Source organism: Runella sp. R0.1_18 (assembly GCF_057652155.1).
The window spans coordinates 206285-231581 of the sequence record NZ_JBYFCK010000003.1; the positions used below are offsets into that span (position 1 = coordinate 206285).

The 25297-nt window shown below is 44.2% G+C and carries 19 protein-coding genes and 1 riboswitch; of the genes, 5 read left to right on the forward strand and 14 right to left on the reverse strand.

The window, feature by feature from the left end; translation table 11 throughout:
- Window position 1 precedes the first annotated feature (1 nt).
- From AC23P2_RS06345 to truA, 12 genes are all read right to left on the reverse strand, one after another.
- Complete coding sequence (locus tag AC23P2_RS06345; protein WP_487772408.1) at window positions 2-1951, reverse strand: TonB-dependent receptor plug domain-containing protein; 1950 nt, start codon at window positions 1949-1951, stop codon at window positions 2-4.
- A 58-nt stretch (window positions 1952-2009) separates the two neighbouring features.
- Window positions 2010-2211: riboswitch (cobalamin riboswitch) on the reverse strand.
- Window positions 2212-2247: 36 nt separating this feature from the next.
- Entirely contained in the window at window positions 2248-2469 is a 222-nt protein-coding gene (locus AC23P2_RS06350; RefSeq protein ID WP_487772409.1) for a hypothetical protein, read from the reverse strand.
- Window positions 2470-2476: 7 nt separating this feature from the next.
- A complete protein-coding gene (locus tag AC23P2_RS06355; RefSeq protein ID WP_487772410.1) occupies window positions 2477-2812 on the reverse strand; it encodes a hypothetical protein in 336 nt (111 codons plus the stop codon).
- 67 nt (window positions 2813-2879) lie between these two features.
- Window positions 2880-3218, reverse strand: a complete 339-nt coding sequence (locus AC23P2_RS06360) for a DUF6686 family protein (RefSeq protein WP_487772411.1) — start codon at window positions 3216-3218, stop codon at window positions 2880-2882.
- Between the two features lie 53 nt (window positions 3219-3271).
- Window positions 3272-4426, reverse strand: a complete 1155-nt coding sequence (locus AC23P2_RS06365; protein ID WP_487772412.1) for a PepSY-associated TM helix domain-containing protein — start codon at window positions 4424-4426, stop codon at window positions 3272-3274.
- A gap of 13 nt (window positions 4427-4439) precedes the next feature.
- Entirely contained in the window at window positions 4440-5354 is a 915-nt protein-coding gene (locus AC23P2_RS06370; protein WP_487772413.1) for a DUF6607 family protein, read from the reverse strand.
- Window positions 5355-5413: 59 nt separating this feature from the next.
- Window positions 5414-7768 (reverse strand): TonB-dependent siderophore receptor, encoded by a 2355-nt coding sequence (locus tag AC23P2_RS06375; protein ID WP_487772414.1) that lies wholly within the window; start codon window positions 7766-7768, stop codon window positions 5414-5416.
- A 137-nt stretch (window positions 7769-7905) separates the two neighbouring features.
- Window positions 7906-9282 (reverse strand): HmuY family protein, encoded by a 1377-nt coding sequence (locus tag AC23P2_RS06380; protein WP_487772415.1) that lies wholly within the window; start codon window positions 9280-9282, stop codon window positions 7906-7908.
- Window positions 9283-9376: 94 nt separating this feature from the next.
- The gene (locus tag AC23P2_RS06385) at window positions 9377-11647 is read right to left on the reverse strand and encodes a TonB-dependent receptor (RefSeq protein WP_487772416.1); all 2271 of its coding nucleotides are present in this window, start codon (window positions 11645-11647) and stop codon (window positions 9377-9379) included.
- Window positions 11648-11685: 38 nt separating this feature from the next.
- Window positions 11686-12168, reverse strand: a complete 483-nt coding sequence (locus AC23P2_RS06390) for a Fur family transcriptional regulator (protein ID WP_487772417.1) — start codon at window positions 12166-12168, stop codon at window positions 11686-11688.
- A 146-nt stretch (window positions 12169-12314) separates the two neighbouring features.
- A complete protein-coding gene (locus AC23P2_RS06395) occupies window positions 12315-12911 on the reverse strand; it encodes a nucleotidyltransferase family protein (RefSeq protein WP_487772418.1) in 597 nt (198 codons plus the stop codon).
- 12 nt (window positions 12912-12923) lie between these two features.
- Window positions 12924-13673: a tRNA pseudouridine(38-40) synthase TruA gene (gene truA, locus AC23P2_RS06400; protein WP_487772419.1), complete on the reverse strand. Its 750-nt coding sequence runs from the start codon at window positions 13671-13673 to the stop codon at window positions 12924-12926.
- A 150-nt stretch (window positions 13674-13823) separates the two neighbouring features.
- Here truA and AC23P2_RS06405 point away from each other — a divergent pair, with 150 nt between their 5' ends.
- The 5 genes from AC23P2_RS06405 (at window position 13824) to AC23P2_RS06425 (ending at window position 21833) form a co-directional block, all read left to right on the forward strand.
- Window positions 13824-16121, forward strand: coding sequence for a peptidylprolyl isomerase (locus tag AC23P2_RS06405; RefSeq protein ID WP_487772420.1), 2298 nt, complete (start codon window positions 13824-13826; stop codon window positions 16119-16121).
- A gap of 19 nt (window positions 16122-16140) precedes the next feature.
- Entirely contained in the window at window positions 16141-17508 is a 1368-nt protein-coding gene (locus tag AC23P2_RS06410; protein ID WP_487772421.1) for a peptidylprolyl isomerase, read from the forward strand.
- Window positions 17509-17554: 46 nt separating this feature from the next.
- On the forward strand, window positions 17555-18517 hold the full coding sequence (locus AC23P2_RS06415; protein WP_183973072.1) for an AAA family ATPase: 963 nt from the start codon (window positions 17555-17557) through the stop codon (window positions 18515-18517).
- A 195-nt stretch (window positions 18518-18712) separates the two neighbouring features.
- Window positions 18713-20983 (forward strand): NADP-dependent malic enzyme, encoded by a 2271-nt coding sequence (locus AC23P2_RS06420; protein ID WP_487772422.1) that lies wholly within the window; start codon window positions 18713-18715, stop codon window positions 20981-20983.
- Between the two features lie 151 nt (window positions 20984-21134).
- Complete coding sequence (locus tag AC23P2_RS06425) at window positions 21135-21833, forward strand: hemerythrin (RefSeq protein WP_487772423.1); 699 nt, start codon at window positions 21135-21137, stop codon at window positions 21831-21833.
- A 522-nt stretch (window positions 21834-22355) separates the two neighbouring features.
- Here the strand turns inward: AC23P2_RS06425 and AC23P2_RS06430 are convergent.
- Together AC23P2_RS06430 and metE are read right to left on the reverse strand one after the other, a co-directional pair.
- Window positions 22356-22853: a PAS domain-containing protein gene (locus tag AC23P2_RS06430; RefSeq protein ID WP_487772424.1), complete on the reverse strand. Its 498-nt coding sequence runs from the start codon at window positions 22851-22853 to the stop codon at window positions 22356-22358.
- 104 nt (window positions 22854-22957) lie between these two features.
- The gene (metE, locus tag AC23P2_RS06435) at window positions 22958-25267 is read right to left on the reverse strand and encodes a 5-methyltetrahydropteroyltriglutamate--homocysteine S-methyltransferase (protein WP_487772425.1); all 2310 of its coding nucleotides are present in this window, start codon (window positions 25265-25267) and stop codon (window positions 22958-22960) included.
- Between the last annotated feature and the right edge of the window lie 30 nt (window positions 25268-25297).

Genomic DNA, 25297 nt, shown 5'->3' on the forward strand with positions numbered 1-25297 from the left:
ATTATTTATTTAATTGGTTGAAAATGAAAATGACATTGAACGATACCGAGCGCATTGGCATCGCATTTTTCTTGAGATTGGGGTACAGCGTATTGGTAAGATTATTCCCTTGCAGTTGAAAATGAAGCCGATGTTGCTTGATTTTGTACTGGTAAGTTGCCCAAGCGTTCATCAAGTAATAACCTGGGAAAGGCCGCCCCGAGTGGTCAAAAGTGATATAACGTGCGGAATTATAGAGTTGCTGAACAGTAAACGACCAAGCGCCTGAGGTGACGCCCAAAGTACCGCTGAAGCTGTGCCGAGGTACGTAAATCAACTGTTTGCCTAAAATGTCTTGGGTATAAGGGCCGTATGCTTTTTGTTGGGAAGAATGCGTCAAGGCATATTGAAACTGCGCCGTTGCTTCCCAAGCCGATGAAATAACCCGATGGCTCGTTTCTATTTCAATGCCTTTGGCAAGGACTTGTTGTAAATTTTCGACTTTATAATTCTTATCAGGATTCCAATACGTCCAATTGTCAATCAAATTGTGAAAAGCATTGACGCTGTATTGCTGATGGAAGTGTTCGGTGGTACGTCGTTTCCATACTACTCCGACTTCTTTGTTAAATCCAATTTCGGGTTGAAGGGCTGGGTTTCCGAGGTTGACCCAATAACGTTCGTTGAGGGTCGGAACCCGATAGCTGTAGGCGATATTGGTGGTAAGGTTGAGGCGATCGGTGGGGGAGCTAAAAACGCGATAGTCGATGCCAAGGGACGGTGTAAAAGGTGGATTGTAGCCGCTTACCAGCGCCTGACGAAGGTTGAGTGAACTAGAAAACCGCAGACTGTGCTGGTACCTAAGCAATAGATAAAAGTCGGCACGGTTTTCGGTTTTTAGTTCTTTTCCATAACCATCCACTTGGGCTGCGTAGTGAGTAACTTCTGAACCAACTTTGAGGTTTGTCCCTCTTTCACAGCTTTTAATCCACGAAAAATCATGCTCGACCCTAAATAAATATCGGTCAATGTCGGTATGGCTAGGGTTCGTATTGTCTGCTCTGCCGTAGTCCAGCACATCGTTGATATAAGCTGCTCTAAGGAGGGTTTTACCAACGTTGTACGACAACACATACCGTTGTGCTTTGGTTTGGGTAATTTCCCGTAGCGCAAGATTATTGGGTTGGATAGTAAGATTATTGTCTGTTATCCAGGTGTTTAGGCTAAGAAGGTTCCCGTTGGAGTGAAGGGCGTAAATATCCTGAACAAACCCTTTCTGGAGGGTTTGCATGGGTTCAACAGGGTATTGAGCTCCCTTTCTATTTTGAATGGGGTCATTGCCAAAGTCGTTGCGAATGTCTGCTCCGTAGAAGAGTGTTTTTCCAGAAATTTTCCAATTTTTGGTTACAGGATAGTAAAACCGAAGCCCCGCTTGTCCTGCATAGTTTTTAGAACTCTCAGCACTTAGACCTGCGATGGCTTGTAGCCCTGTTTGGTTAAACTTAGGAACTGAGCGAAGTAAAATACTTCCACCAACGGCGTCGGTTCCGACGCAGCTCGCTGCCGAACCATACTGAATTGTCATTTCGTCGAAACCGCTCATGGGAAGCGTTGAGAAGTCCGATTGGCCCAATGAGGGGAAATTGATATTGACGCCGTTCCATAAAACGGCCGTATGGCTAGAGGAGGTGCCTCTAAACGAAATAGTGGCAAGCTGGCCTGCTCCGTAGCTTTTGAAGGCGATGGGTGACTGAAATTGGAGGAAATTGGCGAGGGTGGTAAAGCGATTTTGCGCAAGCTGCGTGGAGTCAATGTCTTTGACTTTTTGTCCAATCATAAACCGCTCAGGTTTTACCGCCGTGACCGTTACCTCACAGAGGGTTTGCTCTTTTTGGGAATAACAGCTGGGACTGAATCCTGCTAAAGCAATACCAAGCACATAGACGAGTACAGTAGAAGTACGTCTTATCATTTTTTAAAAATAAATATGAAAAAAAGCACTCGACTGTTCTCATCCTCCGTAAGAACACTATCAAGGATAATCAATGGCAGGTCTCCTGGCTTGTTTCTTGTTTTCAGACCTTCCCGCCCAAAAGGACAGTGGTAAAGTAGAGTGAAAACAAACGAATGAAACTTACAGTTGCGGGGACAGCATCGGCATTGCACCGAATTCCCTATTAAGCTTGGGTCAAAAAGGATATTTTGACTAGCACCATAAACTGGGGGCAAAAGTAGCAAAAAAAAGGGATTATTAAAATCCCTTTTACATCAACTACTAGGAAGTATCTCGCAGCGAAGGCCTTCTTGGCTTAATGCTTGGATGATTTCATCGGGTTGTAAGTAGTCCGTTTTAATGGTAAGGACATGGTTTTTTTCAACCAAATCAACGCTAAAATGGCAATATTTTCCCCTAAGGCACTCCAAACCACAGGCTGCTTTCAAGAGTCGAAAGGGACAGTCGATGTTGGTGCGGAAGTGCAGCGTTTTCATAGTCGCGTTAATTGTTGGGAAGGGTCGCAATCATTTTCTCAAGCTGGAGTTTGGCGCAGGCAAAGTCCAATAGTTCTCCTAAATTGTAAAGGTCGTTGAGAGAAACCGTTACACAACTTTGCTCACTTAGCTGGAGAAACGGAATAGCGCGCAATTTGTGGTCTAAGCCCATCGTCAGGTGATGTGCATAACAACTGTGGGTATCTTGAACCAATTTATAAAATTCGTTGACACTACGGTTGAAGACCAAAATACCAAAGCCAATGGTGATTTGTTTACAGTGAATGCATTGAAGCACGTAGCCAAGTTTATCGTCTAAGTGAAGGGTTTTAAATTCACACATGCTTGTGGAGGGGTTATATTTTAAAATTAAATTAGACTAATTATAAATAGATTAATAAAAAAAAGCCTCAATTATTGCCTGAAAGGTTCGAATTTGTCAATATTTCATTGGCATCCGATAAAAGAAGCGCTTCAGAAATCATGTGGATAAGCTCATTTATTTCGGCATCTGTAAAAACCAAGTAATAATTACTCATGGGGGTTTGTAGAATAATTTCTTTGCCATGAGAGGTATAAAATGGTTTAATGCCAATTTTGTCACGCAAGATTTCGGCGAAATTGCGTAATTCTTTTTTTGAAAAAATGAAGAGGGAGTTGTTAAAGCTGACGTTGAAACGTTGGCAACAATCGCAAAAACCAACGTAGCCGTTGGTGCGTTCAGATAAGGTTTGCGTTTGATGATTCATGGTTGTTGTTGGTTTAAAGTTGGCTGGTTGTGAGCAACCAGCCAACCAATGGTTTAAATAGCTTCTACTTTTGCTGATTTTATGGCTGTTCTTTCTTTCTTTTTTCTTCGTCCCCACCATACCAGAAAACCTGTTATGGGCAAACTGGTGGCAACGACCGAAAGCAAAAAAGCCAAGACTTTTCCTGCAAAACCCAAAATTCCTCCTGTATGAATATCGTAGGTCATTCGGATGAGTTTATCGGCCACATTGGCGTCTTTTAATCGGCCATAGACATGACTGACAGGAATTTCTTTTAAGGTATATTGGTCAAAATAGCGGTAGTCGATGCTCCAAAATACGCCCTCTTTTTTGTTTACATTGGCCCCAATCGACGCTGAATCGGACTCAACAGCGTGAACTTCAAGCGAAACGGCATCGGGGTGTTCGGCTTTCATTTTTTCCCAAATCAAATCCGTGACGGGTTTCTTGAAGTTGGTTGGAATGGGTTTTTGTGAAACTGGCTCGGTAAATAATAGGTTTTTTTCGCCACCTGTGGCATTGTAAATGAGGTAGGTAAACCATTGGATGCCAAAAAATATCCCTGTAACAGCAATAATGAGCAACAAAGCCGAGCTATAAAAACCTAAAATATTGTGTAAATCGTAGTTTTTACGTTTCCATTGTGTCGCTTCTTTCCAACGAAACCAGAAGCGTTGTTTGGCCGCTGCTTTGTTTTTTGGCCACCAAAGCACAATGCCAGTGATAAGCAAAAACACAAAAATGAGGGTAGCATACGACGTGATGGGTTGGCCGATTTCGGGTGGTAGCCATAGGTAATAATGGCCATCTAACACCCAATGAAAAAAGGTTTCTTCCATGTTTTGAACGTGGAGCACCTCCGCCGTATAAGGATTGTGATACACAATGTAATAGTGTTCATTGGGCGCGAAATCAAAAAAAATGGCCTCTACACTCCGTCCTTTTGCTGGGTAATTGATGGCGTGCAAGTGGGCTTTGGGCAAGGCTTTTCGGGCTACTGCCTCAAAAGCAGAAGGAGGGAGTACAGCCTTATTTTCCACTTTTGAAAAGCGAAAGTCTTGAAGCGCGTCCTGAATTTCTTGCTGAAACGCATACAAGCAGCCCGTTAGACTTACCACAAATACCACCAGCCCCGACAACAGCCCAAGCCAGAGGTGAATGAGCCCGATGATTTTTTTGAAATTCATATGTTAATAGTGCTTAAATTCCTGTATTCCAGATGATAAATTTCTCCAGAACGGCTTTCATTTTTCCTTTTACTTCGCTTACTGGGAGGGCTTTGTTTTTCTCCAAATCGTAAATATAGCTTCCGATTCGTTGGTCATCAACTTTGTCTTTTAGCTTGAAACTCTTGTGTGAATCTTCCACCTCTTGCCAAGCGGCTCTTACTTCTTTCCAAAATGCTTGATTGGCCGTCCACCATTTTTTTGCCGATTCACATTTGGCCATATCGATTCGCACATAGTCATTTAAGCCTTTTTCACTCGCAAGAAGCACGTCAGTTTTTCCTTCTTCACGCTTGATTTTGTCGTTGTCTTGTTCGTGTAAGTACCCTTTGCTGGTGACGTGAATACGGTTTCCACGACTCAATACATTGTAGTCGTTTCGGGTGGTGTATTCGCGTCTTGGTAGGGCCGCATCGGCACGTGATTCCCACACCGACTTACCGTTGATATGCGCCCATTCGCCATAGCCTGAGTAACGTGGTTCGTCTTGGGTACCATACACACTCTGGGTCCAGCCTTGTTGAAAATTCTTGTTTTTGATATTCAAATACCTGAAATCATTGTTGGTGTAATAGGTAAGTAAATGCGGATTTTGGTAAGTCCAATCTTCGCGCCAATGTTTGACAATCATGGTATCTTTAATGACAAGTAAGTGCTCAAGTACAATTTTGTTGGGAGACTCCTCAATGGCGAATATATACTCTCTACCGTAGGCCAATTCGCGGTTATGGTATTTGTAGGCAGTGTCTGGAGCAAATGTTTCGGCATATTTGAAGGTGATGTCAAAGCAGCCGCATTGTCCTTTGATGGCCTCGATGTCTTTTGATTTTTGAGCAAATGTCGTTAAAAGTGCAGTGCTAAAAAGAGCAGTTAATAAGGTAGTTTTCATCGTATTTAGATTGTTAAAATGGACGTTTTGTAAAAAAAGGGAGGGTTTAGGAAATGTAATTAGAACTTATAATTGATACTCAAACGCGCATTGCGAAGTGCTTCTACTTGCGAGTAATAGCTTGAACTCCAAGGGTAATAGGCACCACCTGTAATCAGGTATTTGTTGAAAATGTTGTTTACGTTCAAGGCAATGCCAAACTTGTTCAATTGATAAGAAACAGCACCGTCAAAACGGGTGTAGTTCGGCATTGATGGGTCAACGTCTGGGTTGTAAATTCCGTACCAGTTGGTGCGTCCGCTGGTGTTTTGTACACCCAACGAGATGCCTAAGCCAGCTGCCTTGCCTGATTGCACTCGGTAGCTCAGCCACGCGTTGGCAATGTGCTTATCGGTACCTGGTACTTGTTTATTGACTTGTTTGTTGTCGGTATCTTTGGTGATTTTGGCATCAGTAAGGGCATAATTCATGGTCATGTCTAAGCCCGATACAATTTGCCCACGGAGGTCAAGCTCAATCCCTTGCGTTTGGGTTTGTCCCAATTGAATCGAGAAAAACTGATGATTAGGATCTGCCGTTAACACGTTGTTTTTAGTGATTCGATACACACTTGCTGAAGCATTCCAACGGCCATCCAGCCATTCTTTTTTGATACCGACCTCTTTGTTATTGCCTATGATAGGGTCAAATTTTTTGCCTTCAAACGTACCTCCCGCCTGTGGAATAAACGATTCATCATAGACGGCATACACGCTTGTACTTTTGTTGATAGAATAACTAAGCCCGAAACGTGGCGTAAACTTACCCGATTTTACCGTGCCCGAATAGGGGTCAATGTCGTTAGTTGAGGTGTAGCGGCCTGCCAACGTGACGCGAAGTTTGTCGTTGGCCAAACGGATTTCATCTTGAGCGTAAAGGGCGGTATAGCTATTGTTGTAGTGAACACCACGTTCACGAATGCTCAAACTGCGGTCGTAAACGGCATAGTTTTTAGCTGGAATTTGTCCGTAAACAGGTTGATAAACGTTCAAATCTCCCACAATTCCTCCTTGGCTCCAGTCATGGTAAAAGTCTTTGTTTCCCATGTCAATTCCTGTCAGAATGCGGTGTTTGATTCCGCCCGTTTGTACATCACCGTTGACAAAAAATTGGCCTACTTTGGTTTGTCCCAGAATATCCCAGATGCTTGATGTTCTTTTCAAGGTGTCGCCGCTAAAGCCCGATGCCCATAGGCTTTCACCTACTTGGTCATAATGTAAATAAGCTACCTGGCCCGTAAATTTCCAGTTGGCATTGATGCTGTGCGAAAGGGTGATAAAAATCGACTGGTCTTTGATGTTAGTGGTTCTCATGTTAGGCTCCAACATCGTAAAATCATGCGGCAAGTCGCTTATTCCTTTAGGGGAAAAAGCGTAGGCCGAGCCAATGGGCGACATACCAACGCCTTGGAGGGTGTATTCGGCGGTTAGTGACGTAGTAGGGTTGATTTGAAACTTAATGACGGGAGCGATTGACACACGGTTGTTGAACTCGTAATTGCGGTGCGTGCCTTTCATTTGTCCCATCAAATTGAGGCGGTACAGAACTTTGCCATCTTTACTCAATTTTCCATCAAAATCCATTGAACTACGGTACGTTCCAAAACTCCCGACAGTCATGGTGGCTTCGGCTTTGGTAATGCCCGTTGGCTTTTTGGTGACTACATTGTAAAAGCCACTCGGTTCGCCGCTGGCCAACATAAATCCAGCAGGGCCTTTCACAATCTCAATTCGCTCTACCATACTCATGTCTTCGGTCAGTGGCCCCCAAACCTCGGTGACGTTCATCCCGTTTCTGAAAGCGGCAATGCGCGACCCACGCATCGAAATACGGGCATAGGTTTCCCAGTGTTCAGAGCGGGCGGCACCGCTGACATTACGCGTTACGCCCTCCGACATATCAAAGATTTGTTGGTCTTTCAACGTTTGCGCCGTTACCACCTGAATATTTTGGGGCAGCTCCAACAAAGGCGTTTTGAGACGTAGTGAGATGGAAGGATAATCGGAGACGTATTTGCTCGGATTGGCCGTAACCAAGACTTCTTGAAGCTGTTGGCTATTGGCGGTTAGTTCTAAATTTGCCTCTACTACTTGTCCTGCGGCAATGGTGATTTTTTTGGAAAGGGGTGTTAAGCCTACAAAACTTGCTTGTAGGGTGTAATTGCCTGGTTTGATGTTGGTCAACTCATAATTACCTTCGGCGTCAGCAACCACCCCTTTGTTTGTCCCTTTTAAAATTACGTTCACAAACTCGGCAGCTTTGCCATCGGTAGTCGTAACGCGCCCTTTGATGGTAGCGTTTTGTGACCAAGCAACGGTACTTATTAACAGAAAAATAAGAATAAAACTTGATTTGTGCATAAGAGAAATTTTCATTATTAACTATAGAATGATTGGTGGTTAGATTAAGCTTATTACTAAGGTCAGACGATAGTCAGAGGTCAGACGATAGTCAGAGGTCAGACGATAGTCAGACCTATAAGACGTCTGACTATCGTCTGACTTGGTTGGGATTATTTTTTCTTCACTAATGTGTATTCGATAACGGGTTTGCCACGTTCTCCGCCATCGCTGGCCAAGCCCATACTGATGAAGCGTAATTTGTAATAGTTGCCCGCAGGGTCTTTAACGACGTAAAAACGGTCTTTACGAATACCTGCCGTAGTGCCTGGAGCAGTTGAGCGCCATTTGCTTCCGATGGCGTCACGGGTTTTTAGGAATGTTAAACCCGCAAGGTTACTTTCACCAAATGCTTCGTAGGTTGTTGCAGAGGTAAGCACTTCGGCGGCTTCGGCTCCTGCGGCGTAGTTGAGCGAAATGAAATCTTGAAACCAATAAGGTGAGGCTGGAACGGTACCTGCATTTGATGTACTATATCCCCACTGAATATCCCAACTGGCTTTGCGTGGTTCGGCAGCTACCAATTTGGCCGTTTCCAACGATAAGAAAGAGAAGTTGTAATCGGCGTTTTTAGGAACATCAATCGTCTGAATGGTGGTTTCTCCAATGCGCGCAAATTGCACTTTATAGCCTTCGCCGTTGCGGTTGACTTTGACTTTGTACCACTGATTTTTGGCTTTGCTTCCTTCAAAACTGACCAAATATACTTTGTTTTGAGACTCAGTGGCCGATACTTCGGCAATGGCGGTTTTGGTTAAATCGCCATCCCAATAGTCACAAAGTGCAAGTGAGCCTTCTGCTCCTGGAGCGAAGTTCAAATCAGGTACTGAGGCGGTGTCTGCCAATGTCACTGCGGCAATATCGGTTTTGGGAGTAGCTGCTGCCGACGACTGGTAGCTGTGGTTAAGAATAACACGGAATTGGCCTCCTTGGTAAAAGCCCAAATTCCAGCTTTTACGGGCTGAAAGAGTGGCTGAGTTGGCACTCAAATCCGTATAAACGTTATTGAAGTAGTTTGATTCTGCCGTTTTTCCTGACATCGTAAGTTGGCTACCCGTGGAAGTAATGGCGGCAAAGCTTAATTTTAGCTCCGTATTGAGCCCAAGTAAGATGGGCGTACCTACTGACGTGATTTTGAGGGTCAAACTTTCACCACCGTTTAAAAATACATTGGCTTTCTTTTTTACCTTGATAGTCACCCCCGACTGCCCCGCAGGAATTGCCGTTGTGATGACATTGTTGCTGGCTGCTGGCTCGGTTGTAAACTCCGTATTATAAGTTAAAAGTGTAGGGGTAAGTTGGATATTTATTGGAATAGTGGCATCGGCTGCGCGGCTGAGGGCAATTTGAATACTGGCTTCTTCACCTTCGAGCCCTTGGGTGGTGGTGGCAAATGACGCGAGGTTATCGGGCAATTCGACCTCTTCTTTGCAGGCGGTGAAAGCCCAAAGGCTGGTGGTAACAAATAAGGTGCAAAGTATTTTTTTCATTGGATTGAAAGTTGATTTTATTGATTTTTGACAAAGTTCAGACGACAGTCAGACCGTATGAATTTTTAGGGTTTGACTATTGTCTGACCCAATCTTATTTAGACAATTGAGCGGTTATTCCTACAAAAAAAGACCTACCATAAGCCATCGGAACGGCTCCACCTGTGCTATGTCCTGTACCTGCATTGACGGCGGAGTTGGTTAGACGGGTGACGTTAAAGAGATTTTTGACACCTCCCATGAGCGTGTAATTTTTATAAAAGACTTTGCTCAGCGTGATATCTGCCATGTGAAAAGCCGCCGTTTCGGCAAGGATTGCGATGTCACCCTTTTCGGTACTTATTGCCTGATAAGTAGGTAGTTTTCCTGTATATTTATAATAAAGGCTGAGACTGGTAGCTATTTTTGGAATGGTATAGCGGAGGTTGGTGTTGATTTCGTTTGACCAAACAAAAGCTGGCGAAGAAACCGACTCCGAAATGCGGTTATAACGGCCAATGTGCGAGAAACCGAGGCTACCTTGCAAGTTTTTCCAGAACAGGGTATTGTTGAAAGTGAATCCTGTGGTTTTGAAGGTGTCAATGTTCAAATAGGTCGAAATCGTTGGGTCGTTAGGGTCAGTACCAATCGAAATCAAGTTGTTGAAATGATTGTAAAAACCTCCCAAGGTGCTGTTGAGTCGTAAGGTGGGCTTCTCAATCACTTGGTAAGACAAAAAGGCATTGAAACTATCAGAGTGTTCGGCTTTTAAATTGATATTGCCTCTAATAGAGTGACTTGCATCAAAAAAGGTGAAATACAATTCGCGCAAAGCGGGCGAACGAAACCCTCGAGCGTATGCCAACCGTAGGTCAAGTCCATCGGCCAAAATAAATTTGGTATTGATGGAAGGGATGACAGGAGGGGCGTCATATACGGAGTTTTTGAGGAAGCGAAGCCCAGGACGAATGTTGATTTTTTTGCCAATTTTGAATTCCGTCGAAGCAAAATAGGCAAGTTCATTGATGTGAGGTGTTCCTTGAATCCGCTCGCCTGTGCTGCTATTGAGATTCGCTTCAAATCCGTGCTGAATTGAAATCTGGTTAGACAGGCGATGCTGTGCAGTAAGACGAGCGAACGTTGTTTTAAACGTGGATTTATCTTGTGAGCTACTTAGATTCAGCGTTCGACGTTCGCGAACTAAATCATAATCAGTAGTTTCAGTTTGGCGACTGTAGTCTGTAAACGATACCGCTGCTGTGATACTGGTTTTGTCGCTTAGTTGGTACTCGCCTTGCGCTTGGTGAAACCATCGGTTTGTGACGTAAAACTGGTCGGTGGCCGAAAGATTTTTTGTTTGGGTATTGATGTAAGTATCCCCGAACCTTTTGAGCGTTTCGGAGGTGCCATTGAAACGATACCACGCATTTAATTTTTGAGTTCGGTAGGCTACGCCAGCCGTAGATAGGTATTGTTCTTTGGGTAACCATTCTTTTTTACGACCCGTGTTTGCACCCTGCCACCCTCCAAAAAAGTTGCGTGAAAAATTGCCCGACACCTGCCAGCCTTTCTTTTGCCAAGCCACGCCCACAAATTCATTGTGCGTGCCTTCGCCCGCAAAGGGTTGGTATTCGCGCCCCGTGGTCTCTTCTTGGACGCGGGCGGTAAGGGTCAAATTTGTCTTTTCATCACCCTTTTTGGTGATGATGTTGATGACGCCCGCCAAGGCATCCGAGCCATACGTAACCGACATCGGCCCTTCCACAATTTCGATTCGGTCGATGATATTGATGTCAATTTGTCCCAAACTCTCACGGGTAGAGCCACGGTCAATCATGGGCACGCCATCCAGCAATATTTTTACATTTTGCCCCGACATTCCCATCAGCTGAACGTCGGTCGTTCCCAAGGTAAGGTCGTTAGAAAAACGCATTCCCAGCTCGGTATTTAGTACCGTTTGGATGTTGGTAGCTCCGCGCAGGCGAATTTGTTCGTTGGAGATGGTACGAATTTGATACACCGAATTGCGCACCGACTGTGGGCCAAACTGACCCGTGACCACGACCGCATCCAGTTGATTGGTTGAAGGGGTCAATAAAATATCACCTAAGTAGATAGCTGTATTTTCTACTGAAACTTCTTGTTCAACGGCTGTATATCCTACAAATCGAACACTAATTTTATGTTTTCCGCGAGGCAGGACGAGTTCAAAATGACCATTGGCGTCGGTGGTTGTTCCTCCTGAAGTAGCAGGAATAGCAACAGTAGCACCAGCAATACCACCAGAGGCATCTTTGACCGTACCATACACTTTGTTGCTGGAGGTTTGACCAAGAACGCAAAAACTGATACCCCAAAAAATTACAATCAGTAGGAAATGTTTCATTTTAATTTAAACTAATTATAAATAATGGTGCAAAAAAATTAATTCACATTCTTGGTAATTCGGTTTTTGCAAAGCTCTTCAGTGCAATGGCCGTAAAGCACCAAAGAGTGATATGCGATGTTGGTAGAAAACCAATCGCTGACGGTTTTTTCGATGGTATGAATCCGTGGGTCGCAAAACTCTTTGACAAAACCACAATCCAAACAAAGAATATGGTCGTGCTGACCGCTACCAACGGTTCGTTCGTAGTGAGAGGCAGCTTGTCCGCCAAACTGATGTTTTTTGATGAGCCCAGCTTCTACAAATAATTCCAAAGTATTGTAAACGGTTGCCATGCTCAAATGAAAACCCTTTTGAATGAGGGTTTCGCGTAGCTCACTAGCATCGAAGTGATGGTGATCGTTTTTTGCATAGATTTCCTCTAAAATGGTGTAACGCTCTTGGGTACGGCGATACCCTTTTACTTCTAAAAATTGATTAAGACGGAGCGTAACGGCTTCAATGTGAGGATTCTTATTCATCTTGTGCAAGGCTTGCTTTGAGCTTACTACGACAATAATTTTATTTAGAATAATTCTAATTTTTTGCAAACATACATATTTGTTTAGAATAAATCCAAATTAAAATCGAAGAATTGGATACTGATTTTTGTCAGTATGTTTTAAAATTAACGAAGACCATCCAGAAAGGCTTGGTACTCGTCGGGCGTATCAAGGTCGATGCTGCCAGCTTCAAACTGGAGAATATGCGCTTCGTCTAGGTGTTTCATCAGCACAGGCTTGGCACCTTTGTCGCCTTTAAGGTCTAAAAGCTCCTCAAAAAGTGTACGGTCAAATAACGCAGGTACGCCCAATTCTTCGCCATAACGGCAGGCAATAAGGCGAGGTTTTTTGGTTGTATAAATTTCGACCATTCGTTCTAGCAGCGAAACCGAAAGGTAAGGCTGGTCGCAGACAAGAATGATGACGGCTTCGATTTCTTTGTAAGTCATATAGACGCCCGCAAGTCCCATTTTTACGGAAGACGACATGCCTTCGTGCCACATAGGGTTGTCGATGATGGTGAGGGGTAAGTCAACAATTTCGGGGGCAATTTGCGGTTTATTAGCACCAATGACCATCACCACGGGGTAGCAGTCGGTAGCAAGGGCGATTTCGGCTGTGCGATGGATTAGACTTTTGCCCTCAATTTGGAGCAACTGTTTTGGAGAACCCATCCGTTTTGATTCTCCAGCGGCGAGGATGATAATACCTATTTTATTCAAGGGAAGTGTAAGTTAGTTCAAAAGTTCGTTCCATTCGTAGCCTACTTCAGTCAAAAAAAGCCCGCAAGCAGGTGCCTGAGCGGCGGCATTTTTACGGTTTTTGGAAATAATGATTTGCTCAAATTGTTCAATACTCATTCGGCCACGTCCTACTTCAAGCAGTGTTCCTACAATGGCGCGTACCATGCCACGCAAAAAGCGATTGGCTTTGATGTGAAAAGTGATGCCCAAGTCGGTCGGTTTCCAGTAGGCAAAGGCAATCTTGCAAATGAATGTCTTTACGTCGGTGTGTATTTTGCTAAAGCACTCAAAATCTTCGTATTGCAAAAGAAGTTTTGCTGCTTCGTTCATTTTTTGTACATCCAAAATAGGCCGATACGTATGTGCCAAGTCCACCAAAAATGGATTGCGTTGATAGACAATTCGATACTGATAGCAACGGTGCGTCGCCGCAAACCTCGAATGAACATCGTCTTTGACCAAGATAAGGTTTTTGACCGCAATGGAGTTAGGCAAAACACTGTTGATGCCGTGGATAAGTCGGTCGGGGGCGGGGAGGGGCTCGGGTACGTCAAAGTGGGCAAATTGTTGTTCGGCATGAACGCCCGCATCGGTGCGACTGCTGCCAATAATTTCAAGCGGTTGACGCAAAATAACCCCAAAAGCTCGTTCTAGTTCTTCCTGAATAGTGGGAGCATTGGGTTGCTTTTGCCACCCGTGAAAGTCCGTCCCTCGGTAATTAAGTTCCAAAAAATAACGCATGGTGCAAAGATAAAGCGATTTCGGTTATAGAAAGGAGCTATTGACAAAACGAATGTTTGTTTAAACTTTCGGAAAGTTGGCGTAACTTTGCAAACTTCACAATAAATGAAGCTTGATTAGTGTTTAATTAACGAACCAAAAGAAGTTCAAATGAAGTATAGCTATTTCGTCGTCGCTGCGTTGATTCTTGGTATTACAGCCTGTACTACATCGAAACCCACCCCTCCACCGCCACCACCGTCTGAGCCAACGATTCTGACCATTGGCGGAAAAAAAATTACAACCGATGAGTTTTTTCAGTCATTTACCAAAAACCAGTTTTCGGACGATACCACCAAGCCCACGGGCATTAGCGAATACCTACAGCTTTACACAAACCTTAAATTAAAAGTATTGGGTGCTCAAAGCGCAGGGCTTGATACTTTGGCTAGTTTTCGTGAAGAAATGGCTTCTTATCGCCAGCAACTTGCGCAGCCTTACTTGATGGACAAGGCGTTGGTGGATAATTTGGTGGCGGAGGCGTATGAACGAATGAAGCAAGAAGTTCGTATCTCACACATCATGCTTCCTGTTTCGCCCGATGCTTTGCCTGCGGATACGTTGTCTGTTTATCGTGCCATCAGCGAACTTCGTGGACGCATCATTCAGAAAGAAATTGATTTTGAAAGTGCCGCCAAACAATATTCCAAAGACCCTATTTCAAGTCCAAAGGGGGGAGATTTAGAAAGTTATTTTCCTGTTTTTAAAACAATTTATCCGTTTGAGACAGCCGCTTTTACGCTGCCAGTTGGGCAAGTGTCAAACCCTGTGCGATCGCGGGCAGGTTATCACCTGATTAAAGTACTTGAACGCCGTCCTGCGCGTGGAAAAGTACAGGTGGCGCATATTTTGGTGAGCGTTAGTTCGAGCGCAACAGAAGCTGGAAAAATCGCCGCAAAAGCCAAGGCAGAAAAAGCGGCGGCCTTGCTTCAACAAGAAGCCTGGGAAATTGTGTGTCGTGATTATTCGGACGATGCCACAACAAAAAACGAAGGGGGTGTTCTGCGTGAATTTGGGCCAAGTGAAATGGTGCCTGAGTTTGAGAATACGGCATTTTCTTTGAAAAACGTGGGTGACATTTCTGCGCCATTTCAATCAAATTATGGTTGGCATATTGTCAAATTGCTTTCCAAAAAGCCCATTGAATCATTTGCCGAGGCAGCTCCTCAAATTCGCCAAAAAGTAACCACCGATTCAAGAAGTGAAGTTATCCAACAAGCACTTATCAAAAAGCTAAGAGCTTCTTATAAAATAACGGAAGCTGAACCTATTCGTGAAGCAGCGCTTGCCAAATTTGATTCGTCTATCTTAAACGGTCAGTGGAAGTTTATCGAACCTCTCAGCGCAACGCTTGATAAAAAAGAACTGTTTCGTATTGATAATGAGTCGTTTTTAGTAAACCAGTTTTTGGAATATGTACGTGATTTTCAGCGACCTGCTGCGCCGAATTCGTCGCCATTGGTGGTTGGACAACGTTACTATCGTACGTATTTGGAAAAAAAGCTGATTGAAGTCGAAGAGAAAAATTTGGACAAAAAATACCCTGAATTTAAAGCACTTGTGACGGAAATGAACGATGGTTTGTTGTTTTCTCAAACCATGGAAGCCAATGTTTGGCAGCCGTCATTGTCGGATACCCTCGGGCAGCGGAAACTTTGGGAGCAAAACAAACAGAAATACCAGTATCCCGAGCGCGCACTAGCGACTATTTTGGTGTCGGATAGCGATTCACTCCTGAAACGGGCGCAAGAGTCGCTGAAGTCTGCGCCTTATCAACTTCGTAGAAAGGGAACTGACCTTATTTTTGATTCAAAATCAACGATATTGACCGAAAAACACCGCGAAGCGCTGGTTGATGTGGCGATGACATTGATGAACAACGAAAACTATGTGGTAGAGGTATCGTCGTTTGCTGGCCCAGAGGAAGCCGATTCTGTGTCGGCCGCTCGCTTGAAAAATGCCATCAAGGCTTTGTCAGGTGATGGCGTATCGTTGACGCGAATTATCGAAAAAGATAATGGTAAATATAAGCCTGTAGCTGCCGATACGCGCAACCGCCGCATTAGTTTTCAGTATTTTAGTAGTTCTAAAAAAGACCTCGAAAAAGCGCTAAATGCCCAGAAGACAGGAGTAATTAGCATCACAGATGGTGCTTTTGCGAAAGGTGCAAATGCGTACTTAAATGCGGGTCGTTGGGAAGCTGGAATGCAACAAGTAAACGTAAATGGGAAAAAAGCCGTTATTAACATTGAGAAAATTGAACCCGCTCGTATCAAAACCTTTAACGAAGCGCGGGGTGCAGTGATAAATGATTTCCAAAAACAACTCGAAACAAATTGGCTTAATCAATTGCGTCAAAAATTTGGCGTACAAGTAAACGAAGAAGAATTGCGTAAACTGTCAAAATAAGCAGTCCATTTAGTATTATATGAAAAATACCCTCATTCAACGATTCAGTAGCCTTACCCTCGTATTGGTGTTTATTAGTTGCCTTTCGGGCTGGTCACAAGGGAAAAGTGTCAGTGTCAATAAAGTAATCGGAAAAGTAGATAACTACTACATCCTTCGCTCTGACCTTGAAAACCTTATTTTACAATACCAACAACAAAACCAACCTGCACCCAACCAATGCCAAGCATTGGAAAGTTTGATTATCCGTAAAATGCTCCTCGCCAAAGCTGAAATTGACTCGGTTGAGGTGGAAGATAAGCAAATTGATAACCAAATTTCGGCACGGATGGAATACATGGCCAAACGCTTTGGTTCAGAAAAGAACATTGTGGAGGCTTATGGCAAAAGCATTGAGACACTAAAAGCAGAGCTTCGCAGTGAAATCAAGGAAGAAATGCTTTCGGACAAAATGCAAAGCAAAATTACGGAAGCAATCAAAGTAACACCGAGCGAAATTCGCAAGTTTTTTAATGCGATTCCAAAAGACAGTTTGCCGTTTATTCCTGCGGAGGTAGAAATTGGACAAATTGTGCGTTTTGCAAAAGTGACCAAGGCGCAAAAAGACGAACTTCGTAACAAGTTGTTGGATTTTAAACAACGGGTAGAAAAAGGAGAAGATTTTGCTGGCTTGGCCTCGGCTTATTCAGAAGACATTGGTTCGGCACAACAAGGCGGAGATTTAGGGTTTGCCAAGCGCGGAATGATGGTGCCAGAGTTTGAAGGAGCGGCGTTGAAACTCAAACCGAACGAAATCTCAGAACCGATAGAGTCAGAATTTGGCTTGCACTTGATTCAATTGCTCGAAATCCGTGGGGCTGAATACCACGCGCGTCACATTTTGTTGCGCCCTGATTACAACCGCATGGATTTGAGTGAACCACAGCGTGTTTTAGATAGCTTAAACCGAGTGATTAAAACAGATACAACGGTTAAATTTGAAAGATTGGCCAAAGATTGGTCGGAAGACAAAAACACTGCCGATGCAGGAGGGCTAATCAAAGATGCACAATCGGGCGCGTCGCGCTTGCCATTGGATGCTTCTATGGATTATAACTTGTACATGATGTTGGATACCATGAAAGTTGGCACGATAAGTGCGCCATTGAACTACCGTACGGACGATGGTAAAACGGCCATGCGTATCGTCTATTATAAGAGTAAGTCGGAGCCACACACGGCGAGTTTGAAGTTAGACTTTGAAAAACTTAACAACATTGTTTTGGCAAACAAGAAAACAAAGGCGGTGGATGAGTGGTTTAAAAAAGCAGTAGCTGACGTATTTATCAAAGTTGAACCTGAGTACCAAGGATGTCGAATATTCGGCATCAATCCCGATGATAATTGAAAAAATTAAATCCCCCATCTATTAACTCATAAACCCTTTAGATGAAATGAAGTTTAGTTCTGACGTTGCAGCTGCCGAAGCTTTGAAAGAATCCTATGAAAAACTCCGCACCGAGATTGGAAAAGTGATTGTAGGTCAAGATGAAACAGTACGTTTACTTTTGACAGCCATTTTTTGTCAAGGACATTGTCTGCTTGTGGGGGTACCAGGGTTAGCCAAAACCCTGTTGATTCAGACAATTTCAAACGCACTTGATTTGAGTTTTAACCGTATTCAGTTTACGCCTGACTTGATGCCTTCTGATATTCTTGGATCAGAAACTTTAGACAACGAGCGTAACTTTCGTTTTGTGCGCGGACCCGTTTTTGCCAATATCATTTTGGCCGACGAAATTAACCGTACACCGCCCAAAACACAATCCGCGCTTTTGGAAGCGATGCAAGAGTATGCCGTGACTGTGGCAGGTCAAAAACACGCCTTGAGCCGTCCGTTTTTTGTGTTAGCTACGCAAAACCCCATCGAGCAAGAAGGAACGTATCCACTTCCTGAAGCTCAATTGGACCGTTTTATGTTTATGGTAACTTTGGATTATCCTTCGTTCCAAGAAGAATTAAACATCGTAAAAGCAACCACTGCCGACAGCAGACCCACGGTAAACAAAGTAATCTCGGGGGCTGAAATTGAAGCGTTTCAACACTTAGTTAGACGGGTACCTGTGGCAGATAATGTGGTAGAATATGCCGTAAAATTGGTTCACAAAACTCGCCCCAACGGAGAGTTCGCAAGTGCAGATACCAAAAGCTATTTGGAATGGGGGGCGGGCCCGCGTGCGTCGCAAAACCTCATTTTGGCGGCCAAATGTAATGCCCTTATTAATGGTAAATATTCACCTGATATTGAGGATGTGAAAGCAGTTGCGGCACCTATTTTACGCCACCGTATCGTTCGTAACTTTAGGGCCGAGGCTGAAGGTATCTCATCCAATGAAATTATCAAACGATTGGTCTAAATTTTGTTAATAAATAGTCGTCATTTTGGCCGTCTATTCCCCATTTAGAGGAGAATAGACGGCTTTTTGTTTTCATGCCTTTGTGCGATTCAGAAACTTATCGGGTAGGTTTATGACAAAAACTCAATTAATTAGTACGACAAATGATTTTCGTTCGTACCTTGCAGCCCCAAAATCAACCTCCAATTAACCGTTATGCCTCCAAAAATTCGCAAAGAGGACGCGCTTTACTACCACTCGAAGGGCCGCCCTGGCAAAATTCAAGTTGTGCCAACCAAAGAGACCAACAACCAACTCGACTTGTCTTTGGCATATTCTCCTGGCGTTGCCGAACCCTGTATGGAGATTCACCGCAACGTCGAGGATGTCTATAAGTACACCGCTAAAGGTAACTTGGTAGCTGTTATTAGTAACGGAACCGCCGTGTTAGGCTTGGGTAATATAGGCCCAGAAGCTGGCAAACCCGTGATGGAAGGGAAGGGCCTTCTGTTTAAAATATATGCCGACATCGACGTGTTTGACATCGAACTTAACACCGAAAACGTGGACGAGTTTGTGCGGACTGTCAAAATTATGGAGCCAACCTTCGGTGGGGTAAACCTTGAGGACATTAAGGCACCAGAGTGTTTTGAGATTGAACGTCGTCTCAAAGCCGAACTGAATATTCCTGTCATGCACGACGACCAACACGGTACGGCCATCATCAGTGCGGCTGCCTTGTTGAATGGCCTTGAAATCGTGGGCAAAAAAGTCGAAGATATTCGCATTGTCGTTTCAGGTGCGGGCGCCTCGGCAAGTTCATGTACCAAACTGTATATGGCATTGGGCGTTCGTCGCGAAAATGTCGATATGTTTGATAGCAAAGGGCATATCAATACCGCCCGTACGGACCTTGATGACCTTAAAAAAGAATTTGCTTCAGAGCGCCGTTTTGCTTCTCTTGCCGATGCGATGGTAGGAGCTGATTTGTTTTTAGGTTTGTCAAAAGCCAACGTTGTGTCGCAAGACATGGTACGCTCGATGGCCAAAGATCCAATGGTATTTGCGATGGCCAACCCTGATCCTGAAATTCCGTATCCTGATGCAGTAGAAGCCCGCGAGGACGTGATTATGGCCACAGGTCGCTCAGACTATCCCAACCAAGTAAATAACGTACTCGGATTTCCGTATATTTTTCGTGGAGCATTGGATGTACGCGCCAGTGAAATTAATGAAGAAATGAAGTTGGCCGCAGTGCGTGCATTGGCAGAATTGACCAAAAAGCCCGTACCAGATATTGTCAACTTAGCTTATAATACGACCAACTTGACGTTTGGGCGGGAGTACATTATTCCAAAACCCGTTGACCCGCGCTTACTAACCACCGTAGCGCCTGCCGTTGCCAAGGCTGCAATGGACAGTGGCGTTGCAAAAAGTCCGATTGCTGATTGGGATGCGTACGCTCAGCAGTTGGAAAAACGCCTTGGTCAAGATAATCAGATTTCAAGAGTGATTATCAGTAAAGCTCGTAAAGCGCCAAAACGCGTTGTATTTGCGGATGCTGAAAATGTGCAAGTACTCAAAGCAGCCCAACAAGTACGCGATGAAGGAATTGCGTTCCCTATATTGCTTGGAAAAGAGGAGCGTATTCGTGCCATCATTGAAGTCAATAAGCTTGACATGGCCGATGTACCTGTGATTGACCCATACAGCGCCGAACAAGCGGAGAACATTGACCGCTATGCTGAAGCGTATTTCAAAAAGCGTCAGCGTAAAGGCGTGAACCCGATTGAGGCACGTAAAATGATGTATTATCGAAGCTCTTTTGGAGCGATGATGGTAGAGATGGGTGAGGCCGACGCGTTGATTTCAGGTTTAACAAGTAATTATCCTGATACGATACGCCCAGCACTTCAAATCATTGGAAAAGAGCCAGGAGTGACAAAAGTAGCGGGTATGTATATCTTACTAACTCGCCGTGGCCCTTTGTTTTTGGCTGACACAACCGTCAATTTTAACCCGACAGTAGATGACGTGGTTGAAATAACAGAACTTACAGCAAGAGCGGTCGAACGTTTCAACATCAAACCACGTATCGCTTTATTGACCTACTCAAACTTTGGAAGTGCAAAGGGGGAAGACGCTGAAAAAATGAGCGCTGCCGTAGCAAAACTACACGCCAAACACCCCGATATGGTTGTGGATGGAGAAATGCAAGCGCACTTACCGTTTGATACGGAGTTGTTACGAACCAATCATCCGTTCTCTCAACTAGTCGAAGACGGCGCAAACACGCTTATTTTCCCGAACCTGTCAGCCAGTAACATTGCTTACAACCTTCTCAAAGAAGTAGGTGAGTATGAGGCCATTGGGCCGTTGTTGTTGGGTATGGGTAAACCTGTGTATGTTTTGCAGTTGGGTAGCTCAGTTCGTGAAATTGTCAACATGGTGGCCATCGCCGTTGTAGAAGCACAGATGACACAATAGTTGCTAAGTTTACGGTTGTGGGTTTGCAGTTTCAAACCTCAAACCCGCAACCGTAAACTCCAAACAGGAAACCCCCAACTTTTTCCTGATTTTTATCATAGTTTGATTACGCAGTAGTAGCTAGATTTGGCTTCAACCCAAATGAAATAGTATGGCTGCACTACATGATTTTATTGACACCGAAAAAACGTACCAATTGGTCGTTGAAAGATTTGGTGATTCTTTGCCCCAAGACAAAGAGCAAAAAGCAGGAGGCAAAGTAATAGACATGAACCCTGAGCTTATCGAGCTCATTTTAGATTTGTATAATAACGAAGAAGACTTTCCCTTTGAAAAAATGCAGAAGTTCTCGATTGGAGAAATTCTGACGTACTTACAAGCCACTCACCGTTATTATCTTACCAAAAAACTTCCCGAAATTGAACAATCGTTGGTGCATATTTTTAGCAAATACGGACAAAGCCATCAGCTGCTTGCCAGTTTAGCGTATTTCTTCAATGACTACAAGACCCATTTGATTGAGCACATTCGGATGGAAGAGAAAGAGCTGTTTCCTTATATTCAGAAACTCATTGAGGTTTCAAAACAGCCCGCCGAACTTCGGACTTCAGAGGAAAAATCGAACTTTAGTATCCAACAATTTATTGATTCTCATTCGCCCATCGAAGATGAATTACAGGAGGTAAGTCAGTTGATTCGGCGTTATTCTGGCGACGAATCAGTGCCTTTGCCGTATAAAATTTTCTTGAACCAAGTGGAGCTGTTTGAATTGGAACTTCGTAAACACGCCATCATCGAAGACCATGTGTTGGTGCCAATGGCGCTGGAGCTAGAGCAGCAATTGAATTGAGCCAACTTGGTTATTCAAGTATTTGATTAAAAGTTTTTGAGGAGTCCAAAGCAGCCTCGTTAGAGGCGCAACATTTGTAGTATTTGATTATAAGTTTTTGAGGAATTCAAAGCCGCCTCTGTAGAGGCGCAACATTTGTAGTATTTGATCAAAAGTTTTTGAGGAATCCAAAGCAGCCTCTGTAGAGGCGCAACATTTGTAGTATTTGATCAAAATTTTTTAAGGAATCCAAAGCAGCCTCGTTAGAGGCGCAACATTTGTAGTATTTAATCAAAAGTTTTTGAGGAATTCAAAGCCGCCTCTGTAGAGGCGCAACATTTGTAGTATTTGATTATAAGTTTTTGAGGAATCCAAAGCCGCCTCTGTAGAGGCGCAACATTTGTATGAGCTTCTCCGAAGCAAAAAAAAGGATTCAAACTTTATGAACGGATTTTTCTATTCTACAAAGGTTACGCTTCCGCAGGGGCGGCTCCGTCCGAAGCAGTATAAACTACTAATAAACTGAAATTTACGTACAAGTACTCAGTAATCAACTTCTTTTTCAATTGCAATAAAATGCGTCAAGAAACCGTCAGCGTTGTGGATGGGAAGAATGCGGATTTCACACCAATACGTTTCTCCGTTTTTGCGATAGTTGAGAAGTTTTGTCTCCACTTGTGCGTTGGTCGATAGCTTTTCGCGAACCGTTTGGAGTGATTTTTGGCTTGTTTCTTCCCCTTGTAAAAAAGTAGGTTTTCTTCCAATTACTTCTGCGCACGCATACCCTGTCAACTTCTCGAAATGCTGACTCGCCCAAACAATTTCTTTGGATAAGTTGGTGATTACTAAGGTGTAATTGCGGACAAGCAGCGATTTGGTGTCAAGCGTCCAGTCCCACTGGAATTGTGTAGCTAATTGCTGTACGCATTTGATGTCCTCAGTGGTTTGGATTCGTTTTTGTAAACTTGGGTGTGCAATGTCCCAACAGAAAAGGGGCGCATTGCTTTCGGCAGAATTTTTGGAAGGAGGAGTTGTAAACATAATTTATAGAATTTGCTTTACTACCAAATGTTAACGCTAAATGTTTCAGCTTTCAACAATTTGGTAGTAAATCTTATCGAATCAGTTCATTTCTCCTTTCATTTTTAAGCCGTTTCTAGCACTGACGTACGTACTTGTGCGGCTGCCTGAACCATGTTTTTTAGGGCTAATTCCGTTTCGGGCCAACGTCGTGTTTTTAAACCACAGTCGGGATTGACCCAAAGGTGATGGGCAGGAAGAACGGCCAATGCTTTTTCTAATAACTGCACCATTTCATCGACGCTTGGCACGCGGGGGCTGTGGATGTCATACACGCCTGGGCCAATTTCGTTGGGATAGTTGAAGGTATGAAAGGCGTCCAACAACTCCATTTGTGAGCGAGACGTTTCAATCGTAATAACGTCCGCATCCATTTCTGCAATGGATGCTATGATGTCATTAAACTCCGAATAACACATGTGCGTGTGGATTTGGGTCTGGTCAGCGACTGCGGATGACGCCACCCGAAAGGCTTTCACGGAATTGTCCAGATACGCTTGTCGGTCGCTTTTTCGTAACGGAAGCCCTTCGCGCAGCGCAGCTTCGTCGATTTGGATGATTCGAATACCTTCTTTTTCCAAATCCAATACTTCGTCGCGAATGGCCAAGGCAAGTTGAAACATTGTTTCACTTCGGGCTTGGTCGTCCCGCACAAACGACCATTGTAAAATCGTAATCGGCCCCGTCAACATGCCTTTTACTGGTTTTGAGGTCAGCGATTGGGCGTAGGTAGCCCATCGTACAGTCATGGGTTGTGGGCGTTCGATGTCGCCATAGATAATCGGTGGTTTCACGCAACGCGAACCGTAGCTTTGCACCCAACCATTCTGCGTAAAAGCATACCCTGCCAACAGTTCGCCGAAATACTCCACCATGTCGTTTCGCTCAAATTCGCCGTGTACCAGTACATCTAAACCTATTTCTTCCTGCCATTTTATCACATCCTTCGTGTCGTTTTCGATGATTTCTTCGTAGTGTTGCGGCGAAATCTCGCCGCTTTTATAGCGAGCACGTAGCTGACGAATGGCATCTGTTTGTGGAAACGAACCAATGGTCGTTGTGGGGAATGTGGGCAGCTGTAGCAACGCTTTTTGAAGGTGTTGACGGGTTGAGAAGGGGCTTTTACGGTGCGTATCGGCCTCATTAAGTGCATCAACGCGCTGTTTTACGTGCAGTTTGTGAATCAATTGAGACGTACGCCGACTTTCAATCGCGGCTTTATTTTGCACCCATTTTTCGTCGTCTCCTTGGGTGGCGATAAGGTGTAAGTCGTTGATTTCTTGAAGTTTTTGTTTGGCAAAAGCCATCCATTGCTTTACCTCCGAGGGAAGTCTGTTTTCGTCTTCCTCCAACGCTAAATCACAGGGCGTGTGCAACAAGGAGCAAGAGGGTGCAATCATCACCCTTGCTTCGCCTAACTTATTTATCGCTTTTTGGATGAAAGTGAGAGAACGAGTATAGTCGTTTTTCCAAACGTTGCGGCCGTCAACTATACCAAGTGACAACGACATCGGTTCGCGAATGGCTGTTAATAGGTTATCAAATTGACTGGGGAAACGTACCAAATCGACATGTAGCGTACAAACTGGCAAGAGAGAAGCTACCAGCAGGTTGTCGCGTAAGCCGTCAAAATACGTGGCCAGCATAATTTTAAGTTGGGGGAAACGGGTACGAATCGTTCCGTAGGCCGTTCGGAGGGCGTCCTTTTCGTTGTAGGTTAAATCAAGCGCAAGGCAAGGTTCATCGAATTGAATCCATACAGCTCCTTGCTGAGTCAGCCGCTCAATGATGTCGTAATAGACTGAAAGCAAGCGAGGCAGAAGGTCTAAGCGGTGAAAATCGGCTTCTTTTTCTTTGCCCAAAAGCAAGTAAGAAACAGGGCCTAGAAGCACAGGTTTAGTCAAAATTCCTGCCGATTTGGCTTCGCCAAACTCATTAAAAACTTTGTCCGAAGAAAGGCTAAAAGTCTGATTTTTGGTAAACTCAGGCACTAAGTAATGGTAGTTGGTATCGTACCATTTGGTCATTTCAAGCGCTTTAATGTCAAGCCCATCTTTTTGATAGCCCCGAGCCATGGCAAAATAGACATCGAGGGAATTGTTTTGAGGATTGGCATTTAAGATTTCTTGGTAGCGAGCAGGAATAGCCCCCACTGTTAGGCTGAGGTCGAGCACATGGTCGTACAAAGAAAAATCGTTGGACGGAATGAGGTCAATGCCTGCTTGCTGTTGAAGCTGCCAATTGTGGAGGCGGATTTGGCGGCCTGTTTCTAACAGTTCGCTTTGTGAGATTTTGCCCGCCCAGTAGGCTTCACAGGCTTTTTTTAGCTCGCGGCGACTGCCAATGCGAGGATACCCAAGGTTGTTTTTGAGCATTAGAGTAAAAGGGGTTGAATGAAACAAAAA

What these genes read in the sequence shown, in the direction of transcription:
- AC23P2_RS06345 (WP_487772408.1), bottom strand. Translation starts at nt 1,951, where the DNA reads ATGATAAGACGTACTTCTACTGTACTCGTCTATGTGCTTGGTATTGCT.
- AC23P2_RS06350 (WP_487772409.1), bottom strand. Translation starts at nt 2,469, where the DNA reads ATGAAAACGCTGCACTTCCGCACCAACATCGACTGTCCCTTTCGACTC.
- AC23P2_RS06355 (WP_487772410.1), bottom strand. Translation starts at nt 2,812, where the DNA reads ATGTGTGAATTTAAAACCCTTCACTTAGACGATAAACTTGGCTACGTG.
- AC23P2_RS06360 (WP_487772411.1), bottom strand. Translation starts at nt 3,218, where the DNA reads ATGAATCATCAAACGCAAACCTTATCTGAACGCACCAACGGCTACGTT.
- AC23P2_RS06365 (WP_487772412.1), bottom strand. Translation starts at nt 4,426, where the DNA reads ATGAATTTCAAAAAAATCATCGGGCTCATTCACCTCTGGCTTGGGCTG.
- AC23P2_RS06370 (WP_487772413.1), bottom strand. Translation starts at nt 5,354, where the DNA reads ATGAAAACTACCTTATTAACTGCTCTTTTTAGCACTGCACTTTTAACG.
- AC23P2_RS06375 (WP_487772414.1), bottom strand. Translation starts at nt 7,768, where the DNA reads ATGAAAATTTCTCTTATGCACAAATCAAGTTTTATTCTTATTTTTCTG.
- AC23P2_RS06380 (WP_487772415.1), bottom strand. Translation starts at nt 9,282, where the DNA reads ATGAAAAAAATACTTTGCACCTTATTTGTTACCACCAGCCTTTGGGCT.
- AC23P2_RS06385 (WP_487772416.1), bottom strand. Translation starts at nt 11,647, where the DNA reads ATGAAACATTTCCTACTGATTGTAATTTTTTGGGGTATCAGTTTTTGC.
- AC23P2_RS06390 (WP_487772417.1), bottom strand. Translation starts at nt 12,168, where the DNA reads ATGAATAAGAATCCTCACATTGAAGCCGTTACGCTCCGTCTTAATCAA.
- truA (WP_487772419.1), bottom strand. Translation starts at nt 13,673, where the DNA reads ATGCGTTATTTTTTGGAACTTAATTACCGAGGGACGGACTTTCACGGG.
- AC23P2_RS06405 (WP_487772420.1), top strand. Translation starts at nt 13,824, where the DNA reads ATGAAGTATAGCTATTTCGTCGTCGCTGCGTTGATTCTTGGTATTACA.
- AC23P2_RS06410 (WP_487772421.1), top strand. Translation starts at nt 16,141, where the DNA reads ATGAAAAATACCCTCATTCAACGATTCAGTAGCCTTACCCTCGTATTG.
- AC23P2_RS06415 (WP_183973072.1), top strand. Translation starts at nt 17,555, where the DNA reads ATGAAGTTTAGTTCTGACGTTGCAGCTGCCGAAGCTTTGAAAGAATCC.
- AC23P2_RS06420 (WP_487772422.1), top strand. Translation starts at nt 18,713, where the DNA reads ATGCCTCCAAAAATTCGCAAAGAGGACGCGCTTTACTACCACTCGAAG.
- AC23P2_RS06425 (WP_487772423.1), top strand. Translation starts at nt 21,135, where the DNA reads ATGGCTGCACTACATGATTTTATTGACACCGAAAAAACGTACCAATTG.
- AC23P2_RS06430 (WP_487772424.1), bottom strand. Translation starts at nt 22,853, where the DNA reads ATGTTTACAACTCCTCCTTCCAAAAATTCTGCCGAAAGCAATGCGCCC.
- metE (WP_487772425.1), bottom strand. Translation starts at nt 25,267, where the DNA reads ATGCTCAAAAACAACCTTGGGTATCCTCGCATTGGCAGTCGCCGCGAG.